The following is a 15,279-nucleotide window of genomic DNA, read 5'->3' as shown; positions in this document are numbered from 1 at the left end:
CCTGTGTCAGTTGTTTCACTATGGACTGAAATTGCTGCGTGGTCAAGGAGCCGGGCATTGACGGAACCTTGACGGCGGGACGGTCCGTTCCGGCCGCTCCCGGCGGTCCCCATGAGGCACAATCGTGGGTCATGCGCTTCACCTCCCGCCCGGTCCGCCAGACACCCCGGGCCGTGGGGGCACGTTCGTCCGGCGAACCCGGCCTGCGCCGTCGCCCCGCCCAGATCGTCGTGGCGGGTTTCATGGGTGCCATCGCGGCCGGCACCCTGCTGCTCCTGCTGCCCGTGTCCTGGACCGACCGGGCGCCGACGGTCGTCGAGGCGCTGTTCACGGCGACGTCGGCCACCTGCGTGACCGGCCTGGTCGTGGTGGACACCGGCACGTTCTGGAGCCCGTTCGGGCAGGCGGTCATCGCGGTGCTCATCCAGATCGGCGGGTTCGGCGTGATGACGGTGGCGACGCTGCTCGGCCTGCTCGTCTCCCGGCGGCTGGGCGTGCAGACCCGGCTCCTCGCCGCCGCGTCCACCCGGAGCGTGCACCTGGGCGACGTGCGCAGCGTGCTGATCGGCGCCCTGCGCGTGACGCTGATCGCGGAGGCGACGCTCGCCGTCCTGCTCGCCGTCCGGCTGGCCGTCACCTACGACGAGCCCCTCGGGCGCGCGGTGTGGCTCGGGGTGTTCCACTCCGTGTCGGCGTTCAACAACGCGGGCTTCGGGCTCTACCCCGACAGCCTCATCCAGTTCGTCGCCGACCCGTTCATCTGCCTGCCGCTGTGCGCCGCCGTCATCGTCGGCGGCCTCGGCTTCCCGATCCTGGTCGAGGCGTGGCAGCACCGCCGGGAGCCCTGGTGGGGCCTGGGGCGCCCGCACCGGTGGAGCCTGCACGCCAAGGTGACCGGCCTGACCACCGCGATCCTCCTGGTGGCCGGCACCGTCTTCTTCCTGCTGGCCGAGCGCACCTACACCCTCGCGGGGATGAACGGCGGCACCCAGCTCCTGGCCTCGTTCACGCAGTCCACGATGGCGCGCACCGCCGGGTTCAACTCGCTCGACACCTCCGCGATGAACAACGGCACCTGGCTCGGCACGGACATCCTCATGTTCATCGGCGGCGGGTCGGCGGGCACCGCGGGCGGCATCAAGGTAGGCACGTTCGCGGTGCTCGCCTTCATCATCTGGTCCGAGCTGCGCGGCGACCCGGACTCAACCGTGTTCGACCGCCGCGTGGCCACGGCCACCCAGCGCCAGGCCCTGGCCGTGGCCCTGCTCAGCGTGGCCGCCGTCGTGCTGGCCACCCTGACGATCACGCTGTCCACGCGGACGTTCACGCTGGACCAGATCCTGTTCGAGACCACCTCCGCGTTCTCCACCACCGGCCTGTCCACCGGCATCACCGCAGACCTCGAACCCTGGCACCAGGTGGTGCTCGTGCTGCTGATGTTCCTGGGCCGGCTGGGCCCGGTCACTTTGGGCACCACGATCGCGCTGCGGGCCGGCCAGCGGCTGTACCGCCGGCCCGAGAGCGCGATGGTCATCGGATGAGCCCTCACTCCTCGAACCGGTAGCCCGCACCCGGCACGGTGACCAGGTGCCGGGGGTGCGACGGGTCGCGCTCCAGCTTGCGCCTCAGCTGCGCCGTGTAGACCCGCAGGTAGTTCGTCTCCACCGAGAACGACGGGCCCCGCACCTCGTCCAGGAGCTGCTGCCGCCCCACGATGCGGCCGCGGTGGCGGACCAGGACCTCCAGCAGTGCCCACTCGGTCGGGCTGAGCCGCACCTCCTGCCCCGCCCGGAAGACCTGCCGCCGCGCCAGGTCGATCCTCAGCTCACCCGCCACGACCACCGGTTCCTCCGCCCGCGCCGGGGCCGCCCGGCGCACCGCCGCCCGCAACCGCGCCAGCAGCTCGTTCATCGCGAACGGCTTGGTCACGTAGTCGTCGGCACCCGCGTCCAACGCGTCGACCTTGTCGTCACCGAGCTGGCGGGCCGACAGCACCACGATCGGCACCCGGCTCCAGCCCCGGAGACCGTCGATGACGTCGAGCCCCGGCATGTCGGGCAGCCCCAGGTCCAGCAGCACCACGTCCGGCCGGACCGTCGCCGCGGCGGCCAGACCCGCGGCGCCGGTGGCCGCCGTCGTCGGGTCCCAGCCGTGCGCCCGCAGGTTCACGGACAGGGCACGGGCGAGCGCGGCGTCGTCGTCCACCACGAGCACGCGGTTACCGAGGTTCTCCGGCGCGAGGGTCACGACGCCGCCCCGTCCCGCGGCATGGTGAGCACCATGGTCAGGCCGCCACCGGGCGTGTCCTCGGCGGTCAGCGTGGCGCCGACGGCGCGGCTCAGCCCGTCCGCCACGGCGAGCCCGAGGCCGAGCCCGGTCCCGGTCACGTCGCCGAGCCGCTGGAACGGCTCGAACATCGACGCCTTGCGGCCGTCGGGCACGCCGGGGCCCGTGTCGATCACCCGCAGCTCCACCTCCTCGGGCGTGGCGGAGCCGCTCACCAGCACCTTCGCACCGGTTGGCGAGTGCCGCACCGCGTTGGAGACGAGGTTGGCCACCACGCGTTCCAGCAGCCCGGGGTCGGTGTGCACGAGCGGCAGGTCCTCCCCCACGTCGAGCGAGAGGTCGGCCAGCCACGGCTCCACGGCGATCGGCACCACCTCCTCCAGCGACGCGGCGCGCAGGGCGGGCCGGACCGCGCCCGTCTGCAGCCGGGACAGGTCCAGGAGGTTGCCGATGAGCCGTTCCAGCCGTGCGGTCGACTCCCCGATGGTGCGGGTCAGCAGGTCGCGGTCCTCCTGGTCCAGCTCCACGTCGGGCATGGTCAGGCCGTCGACGGCGGTCCGGATGGTCGCCAGCGGCGTGCGCAGGTCGTGCGAGACGGCGGCCAGCAGCGCGGTGCGGGTGCCCTCGGTCTGCTCCAGCAGGGCCGCCTTCTCGGCCCGCTCGCGCAGCCGCCGGTGCTCCAGCACGATGCCCGCCTGCGCGCCGAACGCCTCCACGGCCTGCCGGTCGCTCGCGGGCAGCGCCCGGCCGCACAGCACGAGGCGCCGCCGGTCGTCGATCGCCACCTCCGACTGCTCGGCGTCCGACCACTGCCGTTCGGCGTCCGCCGCCGGACCCGCGGGCGCCGGACCCGCCGGCCCCACCCCCGGACGCACCGCCGAGGCGAGCACCCGCCAGGGCGCGCGCTCCTCGGCCCGTTCCTCCAACCGCACCTGCGCCAGGCCGAACGTCTCGGCAACCCGCTCCACGACCGCGCTCGCCGTGTCGTCGCCGCTCAGCACGGAACGCGACAGGGCCGCGAGCGCCGACGCCTCGGCGCGGGCCCGGTACGCCTGCGCGGCGCGGCGGGCGGCCAGGTCGACCACGGACGCCACGGCGATCGCCACCACCACGAACAGGGCGAGCGCGAGCACGTTCTCTCCCTCGGCGATGGTCCAGCGCCCTACTGGCGGCGTGAAGAACCAGTTGAGGCAGAGGTTGGAGACGATGGCCGCGACGACGGCGGGCCAGAGCCCACCGATCAGCGCGATGCCCACCACGCCCGCCAGGAGCAGCATGGCGTCGGTCGCCAGCGCCGCGTCGTCCCGGCCGATGCCCAGGAGGCCGGCGGTGAGCAGCCCGGGGATGAGCACGGCGCAGACCCAGCCGGCGAGCCGTCGCCGAGGCGACAGGAGCGTCCCCTTGCGCCGCGCGTGCCCGCCGCCGCGGGCCTCCTCGTGGGTGACGAGGTGCACGTCGATCGCTCCGGAGAGGCGGGCGATCTCGGCGCTGGAGGAGCCGAGCAGCGCCTGCCGCCAGAGCGGGTGCCGGGACACGCCCACCACGATCATGGTGGCGTTGACCCCGCGGGCGAAGTCGACGACGGCGGACGGGACGTCCTCCCCCACGACCGTGTGGAAGCTGCCGCCCAGGGACTCGACCAGGGTCCGGTAGCCGGCGATGGTCGCCGACGGTGTGGACGGGAGCCCGTCGGTGGGCAGCACGTGCACGGCCAGGAGCTCGGACCCGGCGGCGCGCTGGGCGATGCGCGCGCCGCGGCGCAGCAGGGTCTCCGTCTCGGCGCCGCCGGTGACGGCCACGACGATGCGTTCGCGCGCGGGCCACGTACCGGTGATCGCGTGGTCGGCGCGGTACTTGGTGAGGGAGTCCTCGACGCGGTCGGCGAGCCACAGGAGCGCGAGCTCGCGCAGCGCCGTCAGGTTGCCGACGCGGAAGTAGGACGACATGGAGGCGTCGATCTGCTCGGCCCGGTACACGTTGCCGTGCGCCAGGCGCCGCCGGAGCTGTTCCGGGGAGAGGTCGACGAGCTGGATCTGGTCGGCGTCGCGCACCACCTGGTCGGGTACGGTCTCGCGCTGCCGGACGCCGGTGATGGCCTCGACGTCGTCGTTGAGCGACTCCAGGTGCTGCACGTTGACGGTGGTGACCACGTCGATGCCGGCGTCCAGCAGGTCGTGGACGTCCTGCCAGCGCTTCGGGTGGGGCGAGCCGGGGGCGTTGGTGTGGGCGAGCTCGTCCACGAGCACGACCTCCGGGTCCCGGTCCAGGACGGCCGGGACGTCGAGCTCGGTCAGGGTGACGCCCCGGTGCTCGACCAGGCGCCGCGGGATCATCTCCAGGTCGCCGATCTTGGCGACGGTGGCGGCGCGGCCGTGCGTCTCGACGAGGCCCACGACCACGTCGGTGCCGCGGTCGGCCCGGCGCTGCGCCTCGTCGAGCATGGCGTACGTCTTGCCCACCCCGGGCGCGGAGCCGAAGTAGACGGTGAGCCGCCCCCGGCGCCGGGTGGTCCCGGCGCCGGGAGCGGGGTGCTCGTCGCTCATGTCCTCAGTCTGCCGTGCCGGACGGCGCCGCCGCCTGGCCGGACAGGCCGTCGAGCGCGAGGTTCAGCTCCAGCACGTTCACCCGCGGCTCGCCCAGCACGCCCAGGTCCCGCGCGGCGGTGTGCTCGGCGACCACGGCCTCGACGTCGGCCTCGGACAGGCCGCGCGCGTGCGCGACCCGGGCGACCTGGATCGCGGCGTACTCGGGGCTGATGTGCGGGTCGGCGCCGGACGCCGAGGCGGTGACGGCGTCGGCGGGCACGTCGGCCGGCGACACGCCCTCCCGCTGCGCGACCTGGGCCTTGCGCTCCTCGATGGTGGCGACCAGGTCGGGGTTGTTCGGTCCCAGGTTGGAGCCGCCGGAGGCCAGCGTGTCGTACTCGCCCGCCGACGGACGCGGCTGGAAGTACTGGTCGCCCTCGAACCCCTGGGCGACGAGCGCGGAACCCACGGCGTCCGCACGCGAGGTGGTGCGGCCGCCGTCGGACGTGACGAGCGAGCCGTTCGCCTGCCAGGGGAAGGCGAGCTGCCCGACGCCGGTGACCGCCAGCGGGTACAGCAGCCCGGTGACCAGCGTGAGGCCGATCAGCACGCGCAGGCCGGCCAGCGAGTGCCGGGTCAGCGCCGCGAGGCTGCTCGCCACGGACGTGGTGCTTGATGACATGGTGGTTCCTTTCCTCGCGCCGCTCAGAGACCGGGCAGCAGCGAGACGACGAGGTCGATGAGCTTGATCCCGAGGAAGGGCGCCACCAGGCCGCCCAGTCCGTAGACCAGCAGGTTGCGGCTGAGCAGCGCGGAGGCCGACGCCGGCCGGTACCGCACGCCGCGCAGGGCGAGCGGCACGAGCACGAGGATGATCAGCGCGTTGAAGATGACCGCCGAGAGGATCGCCGACTCGGGGCTGGACAGCCGCATGATGTTCAGCACGTCGAGCTGCGGGAACACGACCGCGAACATGGCGGGCAGGATCGCGAAGTACTTGGCGACGTCGTTCGCCACCGAGAACGTGGTCAGGGCGCCGCGCGTGATGAGGAGCTGCTTGCCGATCTCCACGATCTCGATGAGCTTGGTGGGGTCGGAGTCGAGGTCCACCATGTTCCCGGCCTCCTTGGCGGCCGAGGTGCCGGTGTTCATCGCCACGCCGACGTCGGACTGCGCCAGGGCCGGGGCGTCGTTGGTGCCGTCGCCCGCCATGGCGACCAGCCGGCCGCCCTGCTGCTCGCGCTTGATCAGCGCGAGCTTGTCCTCGGGGGTGGCCTCGGCCAGCACGTCGTCCACGCCCGCCTCGGCCGCGATGGCCCGCGCGGTGACCTGGTTGTCACCCGTCACCATGACGGAGCGGATGCCCATGGCGCGCAGCTCGTCGAACCGCTCGCGCATGCCCTCCTTGACCACGTCCTTGAGGCGGACGACGCCGAGGATGCGCGCGGGCTGCTCGCCGACCTGCTCCGCGACCACGAGCGGGGTGCCGCCCAGGCGGGAAACGGCGTCGACGTGCTTGTCCAGCTCGGCGGCCTCCTTGTCCGAGACGCGTGCCCCGGTGCTGTGCACCCAGCGCTGGATCGCGCTGCCGGCACCCTTGCGGATGCGGTGGATCTCGGTGTGGCCGGCGCCGCCCGCCTCGGTGGTGCGGGTGAGCGGCACGTCCACGCCCGACATGCGGGTCTGGGCCGTGAAGGGCACGAGCTCGGCGTCCAGCGGAAGCTCCTCGACGGTGCCGTACCTGCCGTCCACGAGCTCGACGATGCTGCGCCCCTCGGGCGTCTCGTCCGCCAGCGACGCGAGCCGGGCCGCCTCCGCCAGCTCGCGCGGGGCCACCCGCCCGAGCGGGAGCACCTCGGTGGCGCGCCGGTTGCCGTAGGTGATGGTGCCGGTCTTGTCGAGCAGCAGCACGTCGACGTCGCCCGCCGCCTCCACCGCACGGCCCGACATGGCCAGCACGTTGCGCTGCACCAGCCGGTCCATGCCCGCGATGCCGATGGCGCTCAGCAGGGCGCCGATCGTGGTGGGGATGAGGCAGACCAGCAGCGCGACCAGCACGAGCAGGCTCTGCCGGGCCCCGGAGTAGATCGCGAACGGCTGCAGTGTGGCCACGGCCAGGAGGAACACGATGGTCAGCGACGTGAGCAGGATGTTCAGCGCGATCTCGTTCGGGGTGCGCTGGCGCTCGCTGCCCTCGACCAGGGCGATCATCCGGTCCACGAACGTGGACCCGGCCGGTGCGGTGATGCGCACGACGATCCGGTCGGACAGCACCACGGTGCCGCCCGTGACCGCCGAACGGTCACCGCCGGACTCCCGGATCACGGGGGCCGACTCGCCGGTGATCGCCGACTCGTCCACCGAGGCGACGCCCTCGATCACGTCGCCGTCGCCGGGGACGGTCTGCCCGGCGGTGACCACGACGACGTCGCCCACCACCAGGGTGGAGGACGGCACCTCCACGGTGGGCAGCCCCGCCAGGCCACCGGTGTACTCCAGGGTGTCCCGGGGCGCGTCGACCTTGTGCGCGGTGGTCTGCTGCTGCGTGGCGCGCAGGCTGGAGGCCTGCGCCTTGCCACGGGACTCGGCGATCGCCTCGGCCAGCGTGGCGAACAGGACGGTGGCCCACAGCCACACCGCGATCCACCAGGCGAACACGGCCGGCTGGACGACGGCGAGCACCGTGGACAGCGCCGCGCCCACCTCGACCACGAACATGACCGGGGAGTGCCACAGGTCGCGCGGGTTCATCTTGCGCACCGCCGACGGCAGCGCCTCGCGCACCTGAGCCCAGGTCAGGGCTCGGGGGCGGCGCGGGGCGCGCCCGGGGATGCCGTCGGGCCGGGGGGACCCGGGGGTGGTGACGGACGGGTTCTGGGCGACGGTGCTCATGAGAGGGACTCCACGACGGGGCCGAGGGAGAGGACGGGGATGAAGGTGAGGCCGACGACGATCAGCGCGACGCCCGCGAGCAGGCCGGCGAACAGCGGCCGGTGGGTGGGCAGCGTGCCCGCCGAGGCGGGGACCGAGGTCTGGGCGGCCAGGCGGCCGGCCAGGGCCAGCACCAGGGCGATCGGGACGAAGCGGCCCAGGAGCATCGCGAAGCCCTGGAGCCACTCGTACCAGGGGGTGCCGGCGGACAGGCCCGCGAAGGCCGAGCCGTTGTTGTTGGCGGCCGAGGCGAAGGCGTACAGCACCTCGGACAGCCCGTGCGGGCCCGTCTCCTGGACGCTGGCCAGACCCGGTTCGGTCACGACCGACAGGGCCGTGCCGACCAGCACGAGCGCCGGCGTCGTCAGCACGTAGAGCGCCACCAGCGTCATCTCCTGGCGGCCGATCTTCTTGCCCAGGTACTCGGGCGTGCGGCCCACCATGAGGCCCGCGATGAACACGGCCACGACGGCGAGCACAAGCATGCCGTACAGGCCCGCCCCGACGCCGCCGGGAGCGATCTCGCCGAGCAGCATGTTGAAGATCGTGATGCCGCCGCTGGGCGCCGTGAGGCTGTCGTGCATCGCGTTCACGGACCCCGTGGACGTCGCCGTGGTGGACACCGCGAACAGCGCGCTGCCCGCCGGCCCGAACCGGGTCTCCTTGCCCTCCAGAGCGGCACCGGCCGCCTCGGGCGCGGCACCCGGGCCGGCCAGCTCCGACCAGGTGGCCAGCGCGACGCCCAGGGCCCACAGGCCCGCCATGACGCCGAGGATGCTCCAGCCCTGCCGCTTGTCGCCGACCATGATGCCGAACGTGCGGGGCAGGGTGAACGGGATCACCAGGAGCAGGAAGATCTCGATGATGTTGGTGAACGGGGTGGGGTTCTCGAAGGGGTGCGCGGAGTTCGCGTTGAAGAACCCGCCGCCGTTGGTGCCGAGGTCCTTGACGGCCTCCTGCGAGGCCACCGGGCCGCCCAGTACGTGCTGCGTGGCGCCCTCGACGGTGGTGATCGCGGTGTGCGGGTCGAGGTTCTGGATGACGCCCGCGGCGATCAGGACGATCGCGACGACGAACGAGAGCGGCAGCAGGATCCGCGAGACACCGCGGGTCAGGTCGGTCCAGAAGTTGCCGATGCGCGCGTCCGTGCCGGAGCGGGCGAAGCCGCGCACCAGCGCGATCGCGACGGCCATGCCGACCGAGGCCGACACGAAGTTCTGCACGGTGAAGCCCGCCATCTGCAGCAGGTGACCCGTGGCGGCCTCACCCGAGTACCACTGCCAGTTGGTGTTGGTGGTGAAGCTGACCGCCGTGTTCCAGGCGCCGGCCGGGTCCAGGCCCGTGAAGCCCAGGTTCCACGGCAGGTGCTCCTGCAGCCGGCCCAGGGCGTACAGGACCAGGACGGAGACGAGGGAGAAGCCCAGCAGGGACAGCAGGTAGGTGATCCAGCGCTGCTCGGCGTCGGGGTCCACGCGGACGGCGCGGTAGAACGCCTTCTCGACGCGCAGGTGGTTCGGGCTGGTGTAGACGCGGGCCATGTACGCGCCCAGCGGCGCGTGGACGACGGCCAGCAGGACGAGAAGGACGCCGATCTGTGCGACGGCGTACCAGGTCTGGGTGGTCACGGCGCGATCACCGGGTCCGGTCGCTGCGCAGCAGCGCGACGAACAGGTACACGAGACCGGCCAGGGTCAGGACGAGGCCGATGGCGTCGAAGGGGTTCACTTCCGCCTCCCGAGCGGGTCGGACGACGTGTCGGACGCGGCGGCGCGGCGGGCGACGACCGCGATCGCGGCGAAGCACACCACGGTCACCACCGGGAACACCAGGTCGAGGAGATTCATAAGGCCTGGTCTACGCCCCCGCGGCACCCCCGGACGGAGACGTTGACGGTTTCCTGACGCCCCGGCGCGGGACTCTGACGCGTCCCTGACGGCTCAGTCCTTGAGGACCTCCCCGTCGCTCTCGAGCACGAGGGGCATCGCCGTCGGCTCCCCGGGGAGGGGAAGGATCTCGACCGGCGTGTCGCACGTGCCCAGCACCGCTCGCGGCGTCGAGCCCAGGCGGACCGGGTGCCGCAGGCCGCGCCGGTGTCGCGCGACCACCAGCACGTCGGCGTCGGCGGCGGCCTCCGCCAGGACCTTGTCCGGGAGCCCCTGGACCACCCGGGTCTCCACCTCGACCGCGGGGTGCACGGCCGACCAGTCGTCCACCAGCCGGCGCAGCAACCGGGACGCGTTCTCCACCGACTCGCCCACGTAGGCGGCCGCGACGCCGAGGTCGGTGGCGAGGCCCGGGATCTCCACGGCGTGCACCACGCGCAGCACCGCGTGCCGCGCCGCGGCCTCGGCGAACGCGTGCGCCAGCAGCTCGTCCGCGCCCGCGAGCGTCTTGACCCCGACGACGACCCGGCCGTGGCCGCCGTCCTGCCACCGGGCCGGCACGACCACGACGGGGACGGCCGCACGGGCGGCGACGTCCGCCGTCGTGGTCCCCGTGACCAGGCGCTCGACGCCGTGCCGGGTCTCGCGGCCGAGCACCATCAGGCCACCCGTGGCGGCCGCCTCGACGAGCCGGGCCACGCGCGGGCCCGCGGCGACCACCGGCTCGACCTCCATGCCCGGGGCGACGGCGCGGATCGCCGCCACCTCCCGCCGCACGGTGTCGGTGCCCGAGCGTTCCAGGTAGGTGACGTCGCCGGCCTGCGCGGGCCAGAGCCCGCCCTCGGGCAACGGCGCGGGCACCACGTGGACCACGCGTACCCCGCTGCCCCGTCTGCGGGCCTCGCCCACGGCGTACCGGACCGCACCCGCGCTGCGCGTGCTCCCGTCCACGGCGACGACGACCGGGGCGGGACGCTCGACGGCACTCATGGCCACCACTCCCCTTCGTTCTGCACTGCGCCTTTCCCTGGCTGCCTTTCCCTGGCTGCCCTCCGAGCCTGCCGTCCGGGCCGGCGTGCGGCACGAGGCAAAGGTCACCGTGACCCAGGACGTTCACCGGCAGCGGAGGGACCTTCGCCCCTGCCCCGGCCCGGGCGGCGGAGCAACCGTGGAGCAGGGGCCGGTTCGTCCGGGTCCGGACGCCGTCCGCTGAACCGTCCGCGAGGAGGAGCCATGAGAGCCACGACCGTCATCGACGTCGCCCCGGCGCAAGGTCGGACGACGACCTGTCCCCCGCCCGAGAGCAGGCGGCTGCTGGTGGTGTGCTCGCACCCCTTCGACGTCACCCACGCGCTCGGCGGCGTCATCGCGGCGTTCGCCGCGGCCGGGACCGTCGTGCAGATCGTGTGCCTCACGCACGAGCCGGGCCCCGACCCGGAGCGACGCCGGCGCCCCGGCGACGCGGCCGAGCTGCTCCAGGCCACCCGGCTGCTGGGCGCCCGGGAGGCGGTCCTCCTCGACCACGGCGCCGCGCACCTCCAGTGGAACCCGCCCGAGACCCTCGCGTGCGAGCTGCGTTCGGTCGCCGGGCCGGTCGACGCGGTGCTGACCGTCGACGCCCGCGCCCCCGGCGCCCACCCGGACCTCGTCCGGGCGATGCGCGCCGCGCGGCGTGTGGGGGCCAGGCTGCACTGCCCGGTCTACGGCTGGGTGCCGGGGCCGGAGGCGGCCGCCGCCGCAGACGTACCGCCTCTCCTCGCCGGCCGGGCCGACGGGATGATCCCGGTGGACTGCGACCGGGCCCGGCAGCGGGCCGCGATCGCGTGCCAGGGCGCTCCCGGGGCCGAGGACCCGGTCCTGTCCCTGAGCGGCGCCGACCGGCCGCGGGACCTGCTCACGGTCCTGTAGGACCAGCCGACGGCCCTGGTGCGGGACCCGGCTCCGTGGCCGCTGCCTCCGGCTCGGTTCCGGCGGGCTCCAGGTCCGCGGCCGGCGCCACGTCCACAGCGGACGCCACGTCGGCCGCAGGTTCCACGTCCGCCGCGGGTGCCACGTCCGCCGCGGGTGCCACGTCCGTCGCAGGCGCCACGTCCGCCGCAGGTTCCACGTCGGCCGCACGTTCCACGTCCGCCGCAGGTTCCACGTCCGCCGCGGGTGCCGCCGCTCCCGCAGGCTCCGGAGCGTCCGCGTGCCCCGGGCCTCCCGGGACCTCCCCCGGCTCGCCGGCCGGGGCGCGCCAGAGCCAGGCCTGGCCCGGACCCAGCGTGCGCTCCTGCCCGTGCAGCGCGACCGTGATCGCGGGCTGGCGCGACGGGGGCACGCTGATGCGCACGCTGTCGTGGGTGCACCGCACCTCGATCCCCCGGTGGCCGCGGTAGCGCAGGCGGAAGCTCAGCTCCGCGAGCTCGTCGGGCAGCCGGGGCGCCAGCCGGAGCACGTCGCCGGACAGCTCCAGCCCCGTGTAGCAGCGCTGCACGAGGTCGATGCTGCCCGCCATGGCCCCCAGGTGCACGCCCTCCGCGGTGGTCCCGCCCTGGACGTCGGCGATGTCGCTGTCGAGCGCCTCGCGGAAGAAGCGCCACGACGCCCGCCGGTCCCGGCGGGCGAGCACCCAGGCGTGGACCACCGCGCTCAGCGTGGACCCGTGGCTGGTCCGCGCCAGGTAGTAGTCCACGGTCCGGTCGAGCGCCGCGCGGTCGAGGTCGTAGCCGAGCGACGCCAGCGCGTCACGCAGGCCGTGCTCGCCCAGGAGGTAGACCAGCATGAGCACGTCGGCCTGCTTGGAGACCTGGTACCGGTGCACGGAGTCGCCCTCGGCCTCCAGGATCCGGTCGAGGCGGCGCACGGAGCCGTACCGGGCCCGGTAGGCCGCCCAGTCCAGCTCCGCGAGCCGTTCGTAACCCTCGAACTGGCTGATCACGCCGTCGCCGTGGAACACCACGCGCATCCGCCGCCGGACGTGCGCGAACAGCTCCCGCTCCTGCTCGTGCAGGCCGAGCCGGCGGCACAGGGCCTCGCGCTCCGTCTCGGGCAGCAGGTCGAGCCCGTCCAGCGCGTACCCGAGCACCCGGGTGACCATGACGTTGGTGTAGGCGTTGTTGTCGATGCCCGGCCGGGCCGCGTCCGGGTAGGCGTCGTGGTACTCGTCGGGCCCCATGACCCCGCGGATGTCGTAGCGGTCGGCGTCCGCGTCGTACGTCGCCAGGGCGCACCAGAAGCGAGCGATCTCGACGAGCATCTCGACGCCGTAGGAGTGCATGAACGCCATGTCACCCGTGGCCTGGTAGTACTGCCAGACGTCGTGCGCCACCGCGAGCCCCACGTGCCGCTGCAGGTGCGAGTGGTCCTCGACCCACCGGCCCGAGGCCGGGTTGAGGTGCAGGCGCTGCGTCTCGTCGCGGCCGTCGCTCCCGCTCTGCCACGGGTACATCGCGCCCCGGTACCCGGCGTCCTCGGCGGCGGTCCGGGCCCGGGGCAGGCGCCGCCAGCGGTACATGAGCAGCGACCGGGCCACCCGGGGCAGGCACAGGAGCAGGAACGGGAACACGAACAGCTCGTCCCAGAACACGTGGCCCCGGTAGGCCTCCCCGTGCAGGCCGCGGGCAGGCATGCCGGCGTCCAGGTGCGCCGTGTGCACCGAGAGGGTCTGCAGCAGGTGGAAGACGTACAGGTCGAGCGCCCGCTGCGGCTCGCCCGGTACGACGAGCGCGCACCGGTCCCAGAGGCGCTCCCAGGAACGGGCCTGCTCGGCCAGGAGGTCGTCGAACGGCGGGATCCGGGCGGCGTGCCGGCGTGCGGCGTGCAGCGGCTCGAAGATGGCCGGGTCCCGCGAGGTGTAGACCGCGACGCGCTTCTCGACCCGCAGCGGCACCCCTTCGGCCAGCTCCGGCCACAGCCGGACCGCCGACTCCCCGGTGCGGTGCTCGAAACCGGCCGTCACCCGTTCCGGCAGGTCGACGACCACGGCCGCCGCCTGCGCCACCCGGACCTGCGACGTGGCCGTCCGGACCTCCAGCCAGGCCACGCCCGCGCCCGGGTCGTACCCCTCGCCCACCGGGACCAGGTGCCGGCCGTCGAGGTCCCGGTACCGGGCCACCCCGGAGTTGGTCACCCGCCCGTCCAGGCTCGCCCGCACCTCGAGGGTGCCCGACCAGTTCTCCGCCACGAAGGTGGTCTCCAGCGCCGCCACGTGCTGGTCGTGCATCGACACGATGCGACGCTGCGTCACCGCGAGCACCCGGCCGACCGGGTCCCGGAACCGCGTGCGCCGGACGAGCACGCCCTGCCGCAGGTCCAGGTCCTGCCGGTGGTCCAGCACGGCCGTGCCGTCCAGCGTGAACCAGTCCTGGCCCGGGATGCGGAACCGGAGCGGCAGCCAGTTGGGCATGTTGACCAGGTCCTCGTTCTCCACCGTAGCGCCCGCCACCACGGAGATCAGCCGGTCGTAGCAGCCGGCGAGGTAGGTGCCCGGGTAGTGGACGCCGTCGGCCACCGACTCCGGGGCGGCGCCGCGCGTCGCGACGTACCCGTTGCCGAGCGTGCACAGCGCCTCGCGCAGCCCCTCGGCGGCGGGGTCGAACCCCTCATACGACAGGACGGTGCGGTGCATCTGCCCTCCTTGCCACGACGACGTCGGCCAGGTCCGCCACCACGACGTCCGCTCCCGCCTCGCGCATCTCCCAGGCGAGGCGGCCGTGCCGGTCCACCCCGATCACCACGGCGAAACCCCCGGTCCGGCCTGCCTCCACCCCGACCAGGGCGTCCTCGACCACCGCGCACCGGCCCGGTGGTACGCCCAGGCGCCGCGCCGCCTCCAGGAACAGCGCGGGGTCCGGCTTGCCCGCCAGGCCCAGCCGGTCGGCGTCGACGCCGTCCACCCGCACGTCCACGAGGCCGTCCATACCCGCCGCGTGCAGCACCCGGGCACAGTTGCGGCTGGCCGAGACCACCGCGACGCGGACGCCGCCCCGCCGCAGCTCGCGCAGCAGGGCCACCGTGGACGGGAAGGCGCGCACCCCGTGCCCGGCCACCTCCGCGAGGAAGGAGCGGTTCTTGCGCGCCAGCAGGGCGTCGAGCGTGCCGGCGCCGGGCCCCTCGGGCAGCACGATCCCGCGCGACGCCAGGAACGCCCGCGCGCCGTCGGCCCGTGCCCGGCCGTCGACGTAGGGCAGGTAGTCCCGCTCGACGTCGAACGGCGGCTGCGGGCGTCCCGAGCGCGCGGAGGCGTCCCGGAGCACCTCGTCGAAGGCGCGTTTCCAGGCCGCCGCGTGGGTGCGGGCGGTGTCGGTGACCACGCCGTCCGTGTCCAGCACGACGGCGTCGACCGCCGCCAGGTCCAGGACCGCGGGACCGGTCATGGGTGCACGTGGACCGGGTGGTGCTCGATCTGGGCGATGTCGTCCGACGTCGCCCGCAGCAGCCGGTCCGCCAGGTCGCGCAGGGCGCGGGCGGCCGCGAGCTCCTCGCCGATCTCGGCGACCTGCGCGTCCTGCGGGTTGCGCCGGGCCCGGCCGTGCCCGGCGAGCGTGGTGCCGCTCGACGTGGTCAGCACGGCGTGGGCGGCGGTCAGGGTGCCGGAGCGCTCGATGTCGTCCGCGTCGAAGAGCCGGATGGAGACGTTCCAGGTGTGGGTCATGGCACTGCTCCCGTCGGTC

Annotated in this window: 13 protein-coding genes; 2 read left to right on the top strand and 11 right to left on the bottom strand. The window is 74.0% G+C overall.

Going from position 1 to position 15,279, the window contains the following annotated elements:
• Window positions 1–131: 131 nt before the first annotated feature.
• The gene (locus ACO229_RS07880; RefSeq protein WP_423464454.1) at window positions 132–1,541 is read left to right on the top strand and encodes a TrkH family potassium uptake protein; all 1,410 of its coding nucleotides are present in this window, start codon (window positions 132–134) and stop codon (window positions 1,539–1,541) included.
• A 4-nt stretch (window positions 1,542–1,545) separates the two neighbouring features.
• Here the strand turns inward: ACO229_RS07880 and ACO229_RS07875 are convergent, their stop codons facing one another.
• From ACO229_RS07875 to ACO229_RS07840, 8 genes are all read right to left on the bottom strand, one after another.
• The gene (locus ACO229_RS07875; RefSeq protein ID WP_423464453.1) at window positions 1,546–2,247 is read right to left on the bottom strand and encodes a winged helix-turn-helix domain-containing protein; all 702 of its coding nucleotides are present in this window, start codon (window positions 2,245–2,247) and stop codon (window positions 1,546–1,548) included.
• Window positions 2,244–4,829: a DUF4118 domain-containing protein gene (locus tag ACO229_RS07870; RefSeq protein ID WP_423464452.1), complete on the bottom strand. Its 2,586-nt coding sequence runs from the start codon at window positions 4,827–4,829 to the stop codon at window positions 2,244–2,246. Before ACO229_RS07870 ends, ACO229_RS07875 begins: the two co-directional genes overlap by 4 nt.
• 4 nt (window positions 4,830–4,833) lie before the next feature.
• Window positions 4,834–5,493: a potassium-transporting ATPase subunit KdpC gene (gene kdpC, locus ACO229_RS07865; protein WP_397433359.1), complete on the bottom strand. Its 660-nt coding sequence runs from the start codon at window positions 5,491–5,493 to the stop codon at window positions 4,834–4,836.
• A gap of 23 nt (window positions 5,494–5,516) precedes the next feature.
• Window positions 5,517–7,703: a potassium-transporting ATPase subunit KdpB gene (kdpB, locus tag ACO229_RS07860; protein WP_423464451.1), complete on the bottom strand. Its 2,187-nt coding sequence runs from the start codon at window positions 7,701–7,703 to the stop codon at window positions 5,517–5,519.
• Complete coding sequence (gene kdpA, locus ACO229_RS07855; RefSeq protein WP_423464450.1) at window positions 7,700–9,367, bottom strand: potassium-transporting ATPase subunit KdpA; 1,668 nt, start codon at window positions 9,365–9,367, stop codon at window positions 7,700–7,702. The genes kdpB and kdpA overlap by 4 nt, the downstream gene beginning before the upstream one ends.
• Window positions 9,368–9,374: 7 nt before the next feature.
• Window positions 9,375–9,467, bottom strand: a complete 93-nt coding sequence (locus ACO229_RS07850; RefSeq protein WP_397410130.1) for a potassium-transporting ATPase subunit F — start codon at window positions 9,465–9,467, stop codon at window positions 9,375–9,377.
• Window positions 9,464–9,586 (bottom strand): hypothetical protein, encoded by a 123-nt coding sequence (locus ACO229_RS07845; protein ID WP_397410132.1) that lies wholly within the window; start codon window positions 9,584–9,586, stop codon window positions 9,464–9,466. Before ACO229_RS07845 ends, ACO229_RS07850 begins: the two co-directional genes overlap by 4 nt.
• Window positions 9,587–9,679: 93 nt before the next feature.
• Complete coding sequence (locus ACO229_RS07840; protein WP_423464449.1) at window positions 9,680–10,615, bottom strand: universal stress protein; 936 nt, start codon at window positions 10,613–10,615, stop codon at window positions 9,680–9,682.
• 243 nt (window positions 10,616–10,858) lie between these two features.
• Between ACO229_RS07840 and ACO229_RS07835 the strand changes: the two genes are divergently transcribed.
• Window positions 10,859–11,533, top strand: a complete 675-nt coding sequence (locus tag ACO229_RS07835) for a PIG-L deacetylase family protein (RefSeq protein ID WP_423464448.1) — start codon at window positions 10,859–10,861, stop codon at window positions 11,531–11,533.
• Here the strand turns inward: ACO229_RS07835 and ACO229_RS07830 are convergent.
• Genes ACO229_RS07830 through ACO229_RS07820 form a run of 3 tightly spaced genes read right to left on the bottom strand, consistent with a single transcriptional unit; the run spans window position 11,520 to window position 15,260 of the window.
• Window positions 11,520–14,234 (bottom strand): glycosyl hydrolase family 65 protein, encoded by a 2,715-nt coding sequence (locus ACO229_RS07830; RefSeq protein WP_423464447.1) that lies wholly within the window; start codon window positions 14,232–14,234, stop codon window positions 11,520–11,522. The two genes, ACO229_RS07835 and ACO229_RS07830, sit on opposite strands and share 14 nt — an antisense overlap.
• Window positions 14,209–14,982: an HAD family hydrolase gene (locus ACO229_RS07825; RefSeq protein WP_423464446.1), complete on the bottom strand. Its 774-nt coding sequence runs from the start codon at window positions 14,980–14,982 to the stop codon at window positions 14,209–14,211. The genes ACO229_RS07830 and ACO229_RS07825 overlap by 26 nt, the downstream gene beginning before the upstream one ends.
• The gene (locus ACO229_RS07820; protein ID WP_423464445.1) at window positions 14,979–15,260 is read right to left on the bottom strand and encodes a dsRBD fold-containing protein; all 282 of its coding nucleotides are present in this window, start codon (window positions 15,258–15,260) and stop codon (window positions 14,979–14,981) included. Before ACO229_RS07820 ends, ACO229_RS07825 begins: the two co-directional genes overlap by 4 nt.
• Between the last annotated feature and the right edge of the window lie 19 nt (window positions 15,261–15,279).

The sequence above is a fragment of the Promicromonospora sp. MS192 genome, from assembly GCF_049532985.1.
In the GTDB taxonomy this organism is placed as follows: Bacteria; Actinomycetota; Actinomycetes; order Actinomycetales; family Cellulomonadaceae; genus Promicromonospora.
The sequence above is the reverse complement of the archived record's forward strand: the minus strand, read 5'-3'. Positions and strand labels throughout refer to the sequence as shown.